Source organism: Dokdonella sp., from assembly GCF_019634775.1.
In the GTDB taxonomy this organism is placed as follows: domain Bacteria; phylum Pseudomonadota; class Gammaproteobacteria; order Xanthomonadales; family Rhodanobacteraceae; genus Dokdonella.
This window is the reverse complement of sequence record NZ_JAHCAS010000001.1, coordinates 1370701-1384499: the sequence shown is the minus strand read 5'-3', so window position 1 is coordinate 1384499 and position 13799 is coordinate 1370701. Positions and strand designations below refer to the sequence as shown.

The following is a 13799-nucleotide window of genomic DNA, read 5'->3' as shown; positions in this document are numbered from 1 at the left end:
CGCAACCAATCGCATCGATATTGACCTGGATCAAGGCCCGGCGGATGCGAAATAAACGGAAATACACGGCAGACCGCCGCGAGGACGCAAGCATGAGCCAGGCGCACGACGAAAACGAACCGATCCCCTTCATGCAGCGGCTGCTGGACAACCCGTTCCTCCTGTTGTTCATCGGCGTGCTGTTCCCGACCGTGCTCTACATCCTGTGGGGTGTCATCGACATCCTGACGATCCCGCTGGCGAAGTAGTCACCGACCCGTCACCAACTTTGGGGATTTCCGATGAGCGCCATACTGCCGCCGTCAGAACGGCTGTGGTGGAAACATCCACTCGATCGCGTCGAAGGCACCTGGATCGCGATCGCATTCGTCTGGTGCATGATCATGTTCTTCATGATGGTGTTCTGGCACATCTACGGCAAACAGAACCTGTCGACGGAGACCTACAAGACCACGCCGGAAGCCTTCGCCGAGAAGGCGCAGGCGATGGTCGACAAGTACACCGTGCGCACCGAGACCGACATGCAGACGCCGGTCGTCGCTCCGCCGGCCGGCAGTGATGTCTACATGCTGGCGAGACTGTGGGCGTTCTGGCCGATCCTCGAACTCGAGAAGGGCAAGACCTATCGCCTGCACCTGACGGCGATGGACTACAACCACGGTTTCTCGCTGCAGCCGAACAACATCAACATCCAGATGGTGCCCGGCTATGAGCATGTGGTCACGGTGACGCCGAACCAGAGCGGTACCTATTCGGTGGTCTGCAACGAATTCTGCGGCCTCGGCCATCACATGATGGTCGGGCGCATCTACGTGAACGACGGGGAGCAGGTCGATGTCAAACGCTGAAGCCATCCTGCCGCCGGCCGGCAAGTCCGCCGGCAACATCCACTACCGCACCTGCCCGCGCTCGGGCCTGCAGTTCGAGCGCCAGGCCGAGCGCCTGATGCTCGCGAATGCCGTCGCCGCCGTCGTGTTCCTGCTGATCGGCGGCATCCTCGCGATCGGCATCGTGCTGACCCGCTGGCCGGCCGTGCACTGGCTGGAGGCGCACACCTTCTACCAGGTGCTGACCGCGCATGGTCTCGACATGCTCGTGTTCTGGATCATCTTCTTCGAGGTCGCGGTGCTGTACTTCTGCTCCTCGACGCTGTTGCGCTGCCGGATAGCGACGCCGCGGATCGCCTGGCTCGCCTTCGCCCTCATGGTGATCGGCGCGGTCGTCAACAACGTCGCCGTCTACCAGGGCGGCTCGAGCGTGATGATGACCTCGTACGTGCCGATGATGGCGGCACCGTCGTTCTACCTCGGCCTGATCCTGTTCGCGGTCGGTGCGCTGATCGCGTGCTTCGTGTTCTTTGGCACGCTCGTGGTCGCGCGCGCCGAGCGCACCTATCAGGGCTCGGTGCCGCTGGTCACGTTCGGCGCGATCACCGCGGCAATCATCGCCGTGTTCACGATCGCCTCGGGTGCGGCGATCCTGATCCCGACCTGGCTGCTGTCGATGAACATCATCGATGCCGTCGATCCGCTGATCTACCGCACCGTCTGGTGGGCGTTCGGCCACTCTTCGCAGCAGATCAACGTGGCCGCGCACATCTCGATCTGGTATCTCGTGGCAGCGGTGGTGTTCGGCGCACGACCGATGTCCGAGCGCGTCAGCCGCGGCGCATTCCTGCTGTACATCCTGTTCCTGCAGCTGGCGAGCGCGCACCACCTGCTCGCCGACCCCGGCATGAGCACGGAGTGGAAGGTCGTCAACACGAGCTACTTCATGTACTTCGCAGTGCTCGCCTCGATGATCCACGGCCTGACCATCCCGGGTGCAATGGAAGTTGCGCAGCGGCAGAAGGGCTATACGCGCGGCCTGTTCGAATGGCTGCGCAAGGCACCGTGGGGCAATCCGGTGTTCTCGGGCGTGTTCATCGCACTGATCGGCTTCGGCTTCCTCGGCGGCATCTCCGGCGTGATGATGGGCACCGAGCAGCTCAACATGATCATCCACAACACGATCTACGTGCCGGGCCACTTCCACGCCACGGTCGTCGTCGGCACGACACTGTCGTTCATGGCCCTGACCTACTACCTGATCCCCACGTTGTTCCGGCGCGAGATGATCAATCCGGGGCTCGCCAAGATCCAGCCGTATCTGTTCGGGCTGTCGATGTACTTCTTCTGCCTGGTCATGATGGGTGCCGGTACGCTCGGCGTCGCCCGCCGCCACTGGGACATGGCGTTCAGTGGTGCGGCCATGGCCTATGACTGGCCGGGCGCTGCCTACCTGATGATGGGCATGGTCGGCATCGGCGGCATCGCCGCGATCGTCGGCGGCGCGCTCTACATCTACATCACGGTCGGCTCGCTGCTGTGGGGCAAGCGCCTGGACAGCGGCAAGCAGGCCAATGCGCCGACGCCGATCCCGCCGACCGCGCCGGCCGCGGCCGTGCAGAACTATGGCTCGCTCGGCTTCGCCGCTCCGGGTACCTTCATGCTGGCGATGGTGTTCCTCGTCGCCTTCGTCCTCTACTACTTCGTCAACTGGAAATACCTGTCGACGGTGTGGGGCCTGAGCTGAGCCTGGACATGCATCGATCGCCCCGCCGACCAACGGGAGTGCCGCCATGACCACTGCCACCGGCATCGTGCAGACCGCTTCATCAAGCCGGGCGCGCGACGTGCTCGGCCTGTTCAAGCTGCGCATCGGCGTGTTGATCATGGTCACCGCACTGGTTGGTGCAATGGTCACGGCGGGCCCACGGCTGTCGCTGCTGCAATGGCTCGTGCTGGCGTTGTCGGTGCTGACCGCATCGGCCAGCGCCGGCGCGTTCAACCAGTACTACGAGCGCGCCAGCGACCAACTCATGGCGCGCACACGCAATCGCGCCTTCGTCACCGGCGCGCTGGTCGCCTCGCCGTTCTGGCTGGGCGTGATGGCAGTGATGCTGGTTGCTGCGGTGGCCACGGCGTCGATCGTGCTCAATCCGGTCAGCGCACTGTTCGTTTTCCTCGGTGCGTTCTTCTACGGCGTGGTCTACACCGTCTGGCTCAAGCGACGCACCGCGTGGAACATCGTCATCGGCGGCTTGGCTGGCAGTTTCGCCGTGCTCGCGGGTGCTGCCGCGGTCGATCCGCTGCCGGGGGCGATTCCGTTGCTGCTGGCGCTGTCGCTGTTCCTGTGGACACCGCCGCACTTCTGGTCGCTCGCGATCGCCGGCAAGGCGGACTATGCGGCCGCCGGCGTACCGATGCTGCCGGTGGTGGTGGGCAATCCGCGTGCCGCCCGCATCGTGCTGGCATCCACGCTTGCGCTGGTGCTGACCTCGCTGCTGCCGCTGCTGTTCGGTGCGGGCATCGTCTACGCCATCGCCGCGCTCGGCGGCGGCGGCTGGTTCGTGTACAAGGCGATCCTGCTCAACCGCGCGCCGGAACAACGATCGGCGGCCATCGCCTGCTTCCTTGCCTCGCTGGTACAACTCAGCCTGCTGCTGCTGGCTGCGGGCCTCGATGCACTGATGTGATGAAGGGCGGCAAACCTCCAGACGGCGGCTCGCGGCTACTCGCCTTGCTGCTCGCCTGCCTCGCGATCCCGCTGGCTGCACAGGCGTCGCCGGCGCCGCGCGCGACGTTCGGCCTCGACCAGGAGGATGCATTCGCGTTCAGCCGGTCGACGATCGGCACGGTCCCCGGCGACTTCGTGCTGCGCGACCGCCAGGAACGCGAGGTCGCGCTGTCGAGCTACCGCGGCAAGCCGCTGCTGGTCAACTTCATCTATACGAGCTGCTTCCAGATCTGCCCGAACAGCTCGCGCGCCTTGCACGCTGCCGTGCGCGCGATGCGCGACCGGTTCGGCCACGACCAGTTCAACGTGGTCAGCATCGGCTTCAACCAACCCGAGGATTCGCCGCAGGCACTGGCCGCCTTCGCGCGACAGCAGCGCATCGACGACCGCAACTGGGAGTTCCTCAGTCCGCGCGCGGAGGACGTGGACGCATTGGTCGCCGATTTCGGTTTCCGTTTTGCGGCGACACCGGCCGGCTTCGACCACACCCTGCAGGTGACGATCCTCGATCGCGACGGACGCATCTACCGGCAGGTCCATGGCGACGGCTTTGCCGCCGATTCACTCGGCGAGCCGATCAAGCAACTGGTCACCGGCACGATGATCAGCGACACCACCAGTCTCGCCGACTTGCTCGGTCGGGTGCGCATCCTCTGTTCCGTGTACGACCCGATCACCGGCACCTACCGAACCGACTACACGCTGTACATCGAAATCGCCGGCGGCGTGACCTTCGCCATTGCCGGCCTGATCTTCGTCATCGGCGAGTGGCGCAGCCGCAGGCGCCGTCCTGCCACCGCGGAGGTCGCATGAGCACCCTGCCGCGCGCGTTCACCTGGCTGCTGCAGGGCCTGTTGTACGCCCTGTTCGTCGGCGTGCTGGCGCTGTTCTCGCAGTGGCCGCCGTACCACCACCTCGGCAAGGACGACGCCCTGCTCAAGCTCAGCATCGTGCATCTCGGCGAGCGCCTGCATGCCTGCGTCGAGCCGAGCGCCGAAGAACTCGCCAAACTGCCGCCGACCATGCGTGCACCCCGTCGCTGTCCCCGCGAACGTGCGCCGCTCGCCATCGAAATCGACCTCGACGGCCAGCCACTGCTGCGCCAGACCGCGCGGCCGGGTGGACTGTCGCGTGACGGCAGCGCATCGATGTACGAGCGGCGCGTGGTCGCCGCCGGCCAGCACCACATCGCCGTGCGGATGCGCGACAGCGCGCGCAGCGAAGGCTTCGACCATCAACGCGAATCGAGCGTGAACCTGCGTCCCGCGCAGATCCTCGTCATCGATTTCGACTCCGCCAAGCGCGAGATCACGATTCGATGAACAGCACTCCCGACAGCCTGCCGCTCGCTGCAGCCGCGGTTCGCACGCCCCCACGCGGCCATCGCTACGAGCTCGACCTGCCGGCCGGGGAGCTGCGGCGGCAGGCACGCGCCTGGCTCTGGCTCGGCATGTTCGCCCTGATCGGGTCCGGGCTGTTCTCGATCCTGCTGGTGCTGTCGCGCACGCCGCGGCTCAACGAGTGGCTGCCGGTAGCCGACTTCTTCCGCGTCGCCCTGGTCGTGCATGTCGATCTTTCCGTGCTGGTCTGGTTCGTCGCCCTCGCCGGTCTGCTGTGGACCTTGAACGGCTCGTCGCGCGCACCGGCGGCGAACCGACTCGCCCTGATGCTGTGCGCGGCCGGCACCGCACTGATGGTGCTCGCGCCATTCAGCGGCCGCGCCGCACCGATCATGGCCAACTACATCCCGGTGCTCGACGGCCCGGTGTTCCTCGGGGGCCTGGCCGTGTTCGGCGCGGGAACCCTGCTGCTGGCCTTGCGCAGCATGTGGGCGGCGCCGCGCCTCGGCACCGGGTTCGATGGCGGCGGTGCCCTGCACTTCGGTCTCAATGCAGCCGCGGTCGCCACGGCGGTCGCGCTGCTGGCGTTCATCGGCTCGCTGGTTCTGGTGCCGACCACGATCGATCCGCTGACCTACTTCGAGATCCTGTTCTGGGGCGGCGGCCACGCATTGCAGTTCGTCTGGACGCTGCTGATGCTGGTCGGCTGGCTGTGGCTGGCCGGCGCACTCGGCGCGCGCGTGCCGCTCAGTCCGCGCCTGACCGTGCTGATGTTCCTGCTCGCCCTGGCCTGCGTGTTCGTCACGCCATATGCGTACTTGGCCCACGACATCACCTCGATCGAGCATCGCCACCTGCATACCTGGGCAATGCGCCTGGGTGGTGGCGTATCGATCGTGCCGATCGGTCTCGCCGTCGTCGTCGCACTGCTGCGCTGCGATGCGCCGCGCACGCCGGCAGGTGGACCGTTGCGCACGGCACTGCTGGGCTCGATGCTGCTGTTCGCCGCGGGCGGCGTGATCGGCGCTTTCATCTCCGGCAACAACGTCAAGATCCCGGCCCACTATCACGGCTGCATCGTCGGCGTGACGCTGGCGTTGATGGGCCTGGTCTACCTGCTGCTGCCGAAGCTCGGCTACCGCGCACCGACCGGGCGGCTCGCCACCTGGCAGCCGGTGCTGTACGGTTTCGGCCAGTTGCTGCACATCGTCGGCCTGGTCTGGTCCGGTGGATACGGCGTGCAGCGCAAGGTCGCCGGCGCCGAGCAAGTTCTGCGCACGCCATCGGAGATCGCCGGCATGGGCCTGATGGGACTCGGCGGCGCGATCGCCATCATCGGCGGACTGCTGTTCGTGGTCGTTGTTCTGCGGGCCGCACGCGGCTCGGCAGCGGCATCGGAGGCAGCATGATCGGCTGGCTGCAACGACCGCTGCGTGCCGCCTTCATGTTCGTCGAAGGCCTGTTCAACCGCGCGTTCGGCGACAAGCTGAATCCGTTCTATCACCTCGGCGCGATCGCCTTTCATCTGTTCTGGCTGGTCGCGGCCAGCGGCCTCTACCTGTACGCGTTCTTCGATACGGCCGTCCCCGGCGCCTACGAATCGGTCGAGGCGATCACCCACCGCCAATGGTGGCTCGGCGGCATCATGCGCAGCGTGCATCGCTACGCCTCCGACGGCATCGTCGTCGTCATGCTGCTGCACATGCTGCGGCACTTCGCCTTTGATCGCATCCACGGCTACCGCTGGTTTGCCTGGGTCACCGGTGTCGCACTGATCTGGTTCGTATACATCTGCGGCGTCAACGGCTTCATGCTGCCTTGGGACCGTCTCGCCCAGTTCACCGTGGTCGCGACATTCGAATGGATCGACTGGCTGCCCGGCTTCGGCGGCGCGTTGATGCGCAATTTTATCTACGCCGACAGCGTCACCGACCGCTTCTTCTCGTTGCTCGTGTTCGTCCACATCGGTGGTCCGCTGCTGATGTTGCTGCTGATGTGGGTGCACATCCAGAAAGTGCCCAAGGCCAGCACGCTGCCGCCACGCAGCATCGGACTTGCCCTGCTCGTCGCGCTGCTAGCGTTGTCCGTCCTGCTGCCGGTGACCAGCCAGGGCGGCGTCGCCGATCTCGCCGTCGCGGTCGACACACTGCAACTCGACTGGTTCTACCTCGCGCTGTACCCACTGCTGTATCGCTGGCCGCTCGGCACGGTCTGGCTGCTCGTGGCCGGACTGACCGCATTGCTGTTTGTCCTTCCGTGGCTGCGTCTGGCCGGCGGCAGCCGCGGCGAGCGTCGCATCGAGTTGCATCCAGGCCCGCACGCTGCCACGGCCCATCCCGGTGAGACATTGCTCGATGCCGGCCTGCGTGCCGGCCTCGCGCTGCCCTACGACTGCCGTAACGGTGGCTGTGGCGTGTGCGTCTGCACCGTGCTGCAGGGCCGCGTCGACCACGGCGCGTACCAGCCGGCCGCCTTGACCGAATCGATGCGCGCGCGCGGCCAGACCTTGCTGTGCTGCGCGACGGCGCTGGAGGATGTCGTCGTCGCGATCGATGTCGCCTCGCTCGACCCTGACATGGCAGTGGCAGTGCGCAGCATGGACGCGCGGGTCGAAAGCATGGAACGCCTGTCCGCCGACGTCATCCGCCTCATGCTGGCGCTGCCCCCCGGCGAACGGATGCCATTCGTCGCCGGCCAGTACTTCAACTTCATCCTCGACGACGGCCAACGTCGCGCGTTCTCGTTCGCCAACCCGCCGCACGAGAGTGGCAGCGCGGACCATCCCTTGATCGAGGTGCACGTGCGTCTGGTCGAGGGTGGGCGTTTCACCACGCACGTGTTCACCGAGATGCAGGTTGGTGACGTGCTGCGCATCGAAGGCCCGTTCGGCCGCTTCGTGCTGCACGAGGGTGACCGGCCGATCCTGATGATCGCCGGCGCCACCGGCTTCGCGCCGATCAAGAGCATCGTCGAGGATGCTTTCGCGCGCGGCATCCAGCGGCCGATGCAGCTGTACTGGGGCGTGCGCCGGCGCAGCGACCTGTACCAGATCGATCTGGTCGAACGCTGGGCGCGCGAGCATGCCAACTTCCGCTTCGTGCCGGTGCTGTCCGACGAGCCGGCGGACGGCGACTGGAACGGACGGCGCGGCCTGGTCCACGCCGCCCTGCTTGAAGACCACCCGGATCTGAGCGGTTCGGAGGTCTATGTCTGCGGCTCGGTGCGCATGGTCGAGGTCGCGGTGCCCGAGTTCCTCTCGCACGGCCTCGGCGACGATGCCTGCTTCTCCGATGCGTTCCTGCCGAACCCGCTGGCAAGCCCGTCGGCAGCCGACGCCGACCGCGGGGCGACGCAAGGGACGCCCTGATCGATCCCCGGCACTGCGTCGGTGCTATCGTTGGCGGCTGCCGTCGCCAGGCCAGGCCGTATTGCGGGTCGAAGCCGCTGCCTGCGACCTGCGCAATGTCCCGTGCCAATTGACCCGCAGCCGGCAATCGCCCATGCAGATCTTCAAGATTTTCCGTATCGAAGCGGCCCACCGCCTGCCCAACGTACCCGCCGGGCACAAGTGTGCGCGCCTGCACGGGCACTCGTTCGAGGTGGAAGTGCATCTGGCCGGGCCGGTCGGCGAGCACACGGGCTGGGTCGCCGACTTCGCCGACATCGGCGCAGCCTTTGCCCCGGTGCACGAGCGCCTCGACCACCGTTACCTCAACGAGATCGAAGGGCTCGACAACCCGACCAGCGAGAACCTCGCGCGCTGGATCTGGCAGGCCCTGCAGCCACGCCTGCCGCTGCTGGCGCGCGTGGTGGTGCGTGAGACCTGCACCTCCGGCTGCATCTATCAGGGCCCCTGAGGGCCGCGTTCCTGCTGCGTCGCAGCGTCACCAGGAATGGGGAAAGACTGCCGAATCCAAACGCTGGATGAACCGTCCGGGCATATTCTTGTTGCGTCGCAACAAAACCTTTGCTAAGGTGCGCCCATCGTTCAACCAACCGAGGGAGACATCCAATGTACGAGCAGTTCAATTCCCAGCTCCTGGCGCTCGGCAAGAACTTCGCCGACGCGACGGTCAAGGCCCAGGGCGTGACGCTGGAAGGCTTCGAGCGCATCGCCGACCTGCAGATCAAGTCGATCGAGAGCCAGGTCAGCGCGGCCAGCGCGTTCTGGTCGGAAGCCGCCGAAGTGCGCGATTTCGACGGCGCCAAGGCGATCTGGCCGAAGGGCGTGCAGCTCGCCAAGCAGTCGGCCGAGAAGCTCTACAGCACCGGCCAGGAAGTCATCGGCGTCACGCTGAAGACCAACGAAGCGCTCGGCAACCTGATCAAGGGTTCGCTCGAGGCGACCAACGAGACCGTCGCCAAGCAGGTCAGCGCGGTCAAGAAGGCTGCCGCCGGCAAGTAAGTTCCACAGGCGACAAGGCGCTGCGGACACTCCCTCCCCTTCGACAGTTCGCAGCGCTCTTCAGAACCGGACGGTCCGCCGTCCGGTTTTTTTGTGCCTGCGCGGCCAGCGCATGCGACACTCCCGCCATGCCCCGCCTGACCATCACCGACGGCCCGCTCGCCGGCCGCGAGTACAGCTTCGACGACAGCGTGACGATCGGTCGTGGCGCCTATTGCGACGTGCGCATCGACGATTCAACCGTGTCGCGCCGGCATGCGCAGATCCGCCGCGATGATGAAGGCAACTGGCGCCTCGCCGATCTCGGCAGTGCAAACGGCACGGCCTGCGAGTCGCGCATGCTGAGCGGCGAAACCGTGCTCGGGCCGGTCGCGCTGCTGTTGTTCGGTGAAGTGCCGGCGCGCTTCGAGGCCGAGGTGAAGGAAGTATCGGCGTCCTCGCCGCGCGTGCTCGAAGCCTGGCTGGCGCGTTACGAGGGGCTTTCGGCGCTGACCACCCTGCCGGCGCGGCGTGACGAGCCCGCGCGTCTGCTCACGCAGGCGCTGGCGACGATCCTCGACATGTTCCCGGCGGCGGGCCGGGTGACGCTGTTCGTCACGCGCACCGGCACGACGCGTCTCGCACAGGTGGACGAGCAGGTGCGCGAGACGCCTCCTGTCGACGCGCGCGCGGCGCTGGCCGAAGCCAGCCTGCGCCATGTCGACGGCCTTGCCGGCGATGCTGCCACGTTCGCCCAGATCGGCGTTGCCAACGTCGCGAGTGCATTGGCGCTGCCGTTGGTGTTCGCTGGTGAAACGCTCGGCGCGCTGGTCGTCGAATCACTGCACGAAGGTTGCTTCGCCGATCCCGATCGCAGTCTCGGCAAGGCCATCGCGGCGGCGCTTGCGGTCCTGCTCGACGCGCGGCGCAGCCAGCATCCGGAGCGCCGCCTCGCCGAACGCGACCTCGCGCTGGCGCGACGCATCCAGCAACATTTCCTGCCGCAGAACACACCGACTGTCGAGGGCTGGTCGTTCGCCGAGGCCTACGAGCCGGCGCGCACGATCGGCGGCGATCTCTACGACTGGTTCAGCTTCGCCGACGGCCGCCTCGGCCTGGTCATCGCCGACGTGTCCGGCAAGGCCGTGTCGGCGGCGCTGGTCATGGCGCGCTTCGGCATGGCGTTGCGCCTGATTGCGAACCAGGCGCCCGATCCGGCCAGCCTGCTGGTGTCGCTCAACCTGCTGCTGCTCGACGAACTCGAACCCGGCATGTTCGTCACCGCGCAGGCACTCGCCTTCGATCCGCAGGGCGGCGACATCGAGTTCTCCAATGCCGGCCATCCGCCGCCGCTGGTACGTCGTGGCGACGGCACGGTGGCCCCGCTCGCCATCGACGAAGCCTCGGCGCTCGGCGTCGATGCGCGCACCTCGTTCCGCGCCACGCGCCTGCGCCTAGCCCCCGGCGAAGCCATGCTGCTGCACACCGACGGCCTCGAGGAAGCCCAGGATGCAGACGACAACCTGCTCGGCCTCGATCCGGTGACGACGGTGCTCGCCACCACGCGCGGCGCCGGAGCGATCGTGCAGGCGATCCAGCAGGCCGTGTCCGCGCATGCCGGCGCCAGCGATCCGGCGGATGATCTCACCCTGGTGGTTTTGGAGCGTTCGTGATCGGTGATCGGTGATCGGTGATTGGTGATTGGCAAAAGCCACTGCGAGCAGAAGCGAAACGCGCTACGCCTCTCCCGAGTCACGAATCACGACCTCGCACCCAGCAACTGCGCCGCGCAGGCCACGAGGGCGGCATCGGCGCTGCCGGTGGAGGCCTTGCCACGGTCGACGCCGAGCAGGCGGGCCGCGGCGGCAGTGAGGGGATCGATGCCGGCCGCGGGCTCGGGCGGCGCCGGTGCCGGTGCAGCAGCAGGTGCGGATGCTGCGGCGGGTGCAGCCGTGGGTGTCGGAGCCGCCGCCGGTGCGGCAGCCGCAACGCCCACCGGCGGATTGGCCAGCGCGGACTTGCGGTCCGGATGGATCACGAACAGGCGGGTGAAGCCGGCGACGTCGAACACCTGGCGCACCGCGGCGTTGAGCCCGGCCAGGCGCACGCTGCCATTGCCTTCGACGGCCTTGGCCAACGCAAGCAGGACGCGCAGGCCGGCGCTGCTCACATAGCCGATGCCGGCCAGATCGAGCACGAGGTGGCGTTGCCCGGCCTGCAGCAGGTCCTGCACGGCGAGTTCGAGGTCGGCCGCGGTCTCGGTGTCGAGACGGCCGACCAGGGCGAGCACGCAGAACGGCTCGGCCTTCTCCTCGCGGATCTCGAGCGCCATTTATCCTTCCCGGAACACGAAGCGCGCCATGCCGATCTGGATGACGTCCTCATGGCGCAATACCGCCTGCTGGACGACTTCGGCATTGACGCGCGTGCCGGCCTTGCTGCCGAGATCGCTCAACGTGTAGCCCTTGCTGTCGACGGTGATCTGCGCGTGGCGCGCATCGACACCGGGACCGCCAATGCGGATGTCGTTGCCGGCTTCGGCACCGAGCGAGACCGGCTTCGGCGGCAGCGGGATCGCGGTGCGGCCGGCCTCGGGGTTCTGCGGTACCAGGCGTGCGGTGCGCAGCGACATCGTCGCGCTCGGGCCGAATGCCGGCGCGGCCGTGCCAGTGCCCGGAGGCGGCGGCACGCGCGGCGGTTCGGGCAGCTTGAGCACCTGCAGGATCTGCGTCTGCGCGGTCGGCGGCACGCCGGGCGGCAGCGGAGCTGCCTGCGACGACGGCGGGGCGGGCGGCTCGGCGATCGGCATCTCCTGCGTGCTGGCCGGACCCGGAATGTCGAGCTCGGGCGCGCCGTGCAGCAGCTCTTCTTCGCTGTCGAACACCTCGAGGAAGCGCCCGCGCAGCTTCTCGCCCTGCTTGTGCGCGGCGGCACGTTCGGCGAGCTGGGCTTCGATCGCCTTGATGCGCTCGGCGAAGGCGGCATCGTCGAACTCGCCGAGCTTGTGGCGCAGTTCGATTTCCTGACGATCGAGCTTGACTGCCTCATGGGCGGCGTCGATCTCCGCGAGCACGCCGCGCAGGCGCGCGTAGGTCTCACGAGCGGTGCGCCGCAGCGGCTCGGCCTCGGTCTCCAGTGCCGCCAGCTTCGACGAATAGTCCGCGCGTACGCGCGCATGGACCGCCGGGTCGAAGTCGGCCTTGACCGCATCGAGGCCGGACAGGCGTTCACGCAGGACATCGGCGTCCTGCTTGAGCGCCTTAAGGGCATCGATGACGCTGAGGTCGACGCCCGACAGGGCTTCGGATGCTGCCGCGTTCTTGACCATGTTTCCCTCCGGGCCGCCTTCAGGCGGCGGTGAACAGGACTTCGACGGCGCCGAACCGCAAGGTGTCGCCGGGCTTGATCGGCACGTCGTTGCCGGTCGTCACGCGCGTGCCATTGACGAAGGTGCCGTTGACCGTACTGGTTTCCTCGCGCACGAAGTAAAGGCGCCCCTGGCGGACGAGTTTCGCATGGCGGCGGCTGAGGCTGCGCGTGGCATCGAGGCCGCTGAGGTCGATCTCGGGGCGGATGCCGGCAGCCGGATCGGGGCGGCCGATGAGGAACTCCGCGACCGCCGGATCGAGTGGGAATGACTCGCCGCCGGCATGGCGCAGCAGGCAGCGTTCCGACGACGGCGGGACCGGGGCCGCCGGGGCCGCGGCTTCGACACCGATCGAGGTCGGCGCCGGCGCCTCGACGGCCGCCGGGGGTGGGGCCTTGGCGGGTTTCGGCGCTGCGGCCGGTTTCGCTGCCGGACCGCGCAGGCGCGCGATTTCTGCCATCGCCTCGGTCAGGCGCTGCTCGCTGTTGCGGTGCCGCGCCGACAACATGCGCAACATGCACTCGCCGATCGCGGCGTTCTGGCGCAGCAGGTCGGAGAGCTCGGTACGCTCGATGCGCAGCAGGCGCGCGGTCCCGCGCGCACGTGCGCTGGTGAAGCGCGGCAGATCCGTGAGCATGGCCATTTCACCGAAGAATTCGCCGGGACCGAGCACGGCGACCGGCTCGGCGCCGCGCGCGGCGATCAGGAGTTCGATCGCGCCACTTTCGACGATGAACATGGCCTGCCCGGCTTCGCCCTCGCGGAACACGAACTGGCCGGCAGGGACATCGAGGGTGGAAGCCAGGGGCATTTCCATCGGAGGACTGTGGGCGCGGCGAAAGCCGGCGTTCGGCCTCTGATTATGCCGAGCGCCGGACAAAGGCGGCAACCCGGCCGAGACCGCAGGCGCGAACCGGGCAAGCCCGCGGGTGAAGGTCGCCGGCCCGGTCACTTCGCCGCTGTACCCGGCCCGCGTCGCCTGTGACATAACGACGCACAAGCCCTCGGTGGCACCCTGGTTCCGGGCTCGATCGTGTTGCGGCGCGTGAAAACGTGCTGCTATCATTTTCAGGCTTTGTCGATGCCATTTTCCCGCGGCATCGATGCCGCCAGATGGGGCCGGCCAGGTGCGCAACTCGATCGCCCACGG

General features: G+C 67.4%; 14 protein-coding genes. 11 read left to right on the top strand and 3 right to left on the bottom strand.

All coding sequences use genetic code 11. The features are described from left to right. The first annotated feature begins 92 nt into the window (after positions 1-92). From KF907_RS05985 to KF907_RS05935, 11 genes are all read left to right on the top strand, one after another. Entirely contained in the window at positions 93-248 is a 156-nt protein-coding gene (locus KF907_RS05985; protein ID WP_291219021.1) for a hypothetical protein, read from the top strand. 33 nt (positions 249-281) lie between these two features. Continuing rightward, entirely contained in the window at positions 282-848 is a 567-nt protein-coding gene (locus tag KF907_RS05980) for a cupredoxin domain-containing protein (RefSeq protein ID WP_291219020.1), read from the top strand. Next, positions 835-2574 carry a cytochrome c oxidase subunit I gene (locus KF907_RS05975; protein ID WP_291219019.1) on the top strand — a complete coding sequence of 580 codons (1740 nt, stop codon included), beginning with the start codon at positions 835-837 and terminating at the stop codon, positions 2572-2574. The genes KF907_RS05980 and KF907_RS05975 overlap by 14 nt, the downstream gene beginning before the upstream one ends. A gap of 46 nt (positions 2575-2620) precedes the next feature. Further along, a complete protein-coding gene (gene cyoE, locus KF907_RS05970) occupies positions 2621-3517 on the top strand; it encodes a heme o synthase (RefSeq protein ID WP_291219018.1) in 897 nt (298 codons plus the stop codon). Continuing rightward, the gene (locus KF907_RS05965; protein WP_291219017.1) at positions 3517-4371 is read left to right on the top strand and encodes an SCO family protein; all 855 of its coding nucleotides are present in this window, start codon (positions 3517-3519) and stop codon (positions 4369-4371) included. The genes cyoE and KF907_RS05965 overlap by 1 nt, the downstream gene beginning before the upstream one ends. Next, the gene (locus tag KF907_RS05960; RefSeq protein ID WP_291219015.1) at positions 4368-4880 is read left to right on the top strand and encodes a hypothetical protein; all 513 of its coding nucleotides are present in this window, start codon (positions 4368-4370) and stop codon (positions 4878-4880) included. Before KF907_RS05965 ends, KF907_RS05960 begins: the two co-directional genes overlap by 4 nt. Continuing rightward, a complete protein-coding gene (locus KF907_RS05955; RefSeq protein WP_291219014.1) occupies positions 4877-6307 on the top strand; it encodes a cbb3-type cytochrome c oxidase subunit I in 1431 nt (476 codons plus the stop codon). The genes KF907_RS05960 and KF907_RS05955 overlap by 4 nt, the downstream gene beginning before the upstream one ends. After that, positions 6304-8265, top strand: a complete 1962-nt coding sequence (locus KF907_RS05950) for a 2Fe-2S iron-sulfur cluster-binding protein (RefSeq protein WP_291219013.1) — start codon at positions 6304-6306, stop codon at positions 8263-8265. The genes KF907_RS05955 and KF907_RS05950 overlap by 4 nt, the downstream gene beginning before the upstream one ends. A gap of 133 nt (positions 8266-8398) precedes the next feature. Beyond that, on the top strand, positions 8399-8755 hold the full coding sequence (gene queD / locus KF907_RS05945) for a 6-carboxytetrahydropterin synthase QueD (protein WP_291219012.1): 357 nt from the start codon (positions 8399-8401) through the stop codon (positions 8753-8755). Positions 8756-8910: 155 nt separating this feature from the next. After that, on the top strand, positions 8911-9303 hold the full coding sequence (locus KF907_RS05940) for a phasin family protein (protein ID WP_291219011.1): 393 nt from the start codon (positions 8911-8913) through the stop codon (positions 9301-9303). A gap of 128 nt (positions 9304-9431) precedes the next feature. Beyond that, positions 9432-10955, top strand: coding sequence for a SpoIIE family protein phosphatase (locus KF907_RS05935; RefSeq protein ID WP_291219010.1), 1524 nt, complete (start codon positions 9432-9434; stop codon positions 10953-10955). An 86-nt stretch (positions 10956-11041) separates the two neighbouring features. Here KF907_RS05935 and KF907_RS05930 read toward each other — a convergent pair whose 3' ends face one another. Genes KF907_RS05930 through KF907_RS05920 form a run of 3 tightly spaced genes read right to left on the bottom strand, consistent with a single transcriptional unit; the run spans position 11042 to position 13460 of the window. Continuing rightward, positions 11042-11614 carry an STAS domain-containing protein gene (locus tag KF907_RS05930; RefSeq protein WP_291219008.1) on the bottom strand — a complete coding sequence of 191 codons (573 nt, stop codon included), beginning with the start codon at positions 11612-11614 and terminating at the stop codon, positions 11042-11044. Further along, positions 11615-12610, bottom strand: a complete 996-nt coding sequence (locus KF907_RS05925; RefSeq protein ID WP_291219007.1) for an FHA domain-containing protein — start codon at positions 12608-12610, stop codon at positions 11615-11617. A 19-nt stretch (positions 12611-12629) separates the two neighbouring features. Next, a complete protein-coding gene (locus KF907_RS05920) occupies positions 12630-13460 on the bottom strand; it encodes a cyclic nucleotide-binding domain-containing protein (protein ID WP_291219006.1) in 831 nt (276 codons plus the stop codon). Positions 13461-13799: the final 339 nt, after the last annotated feature.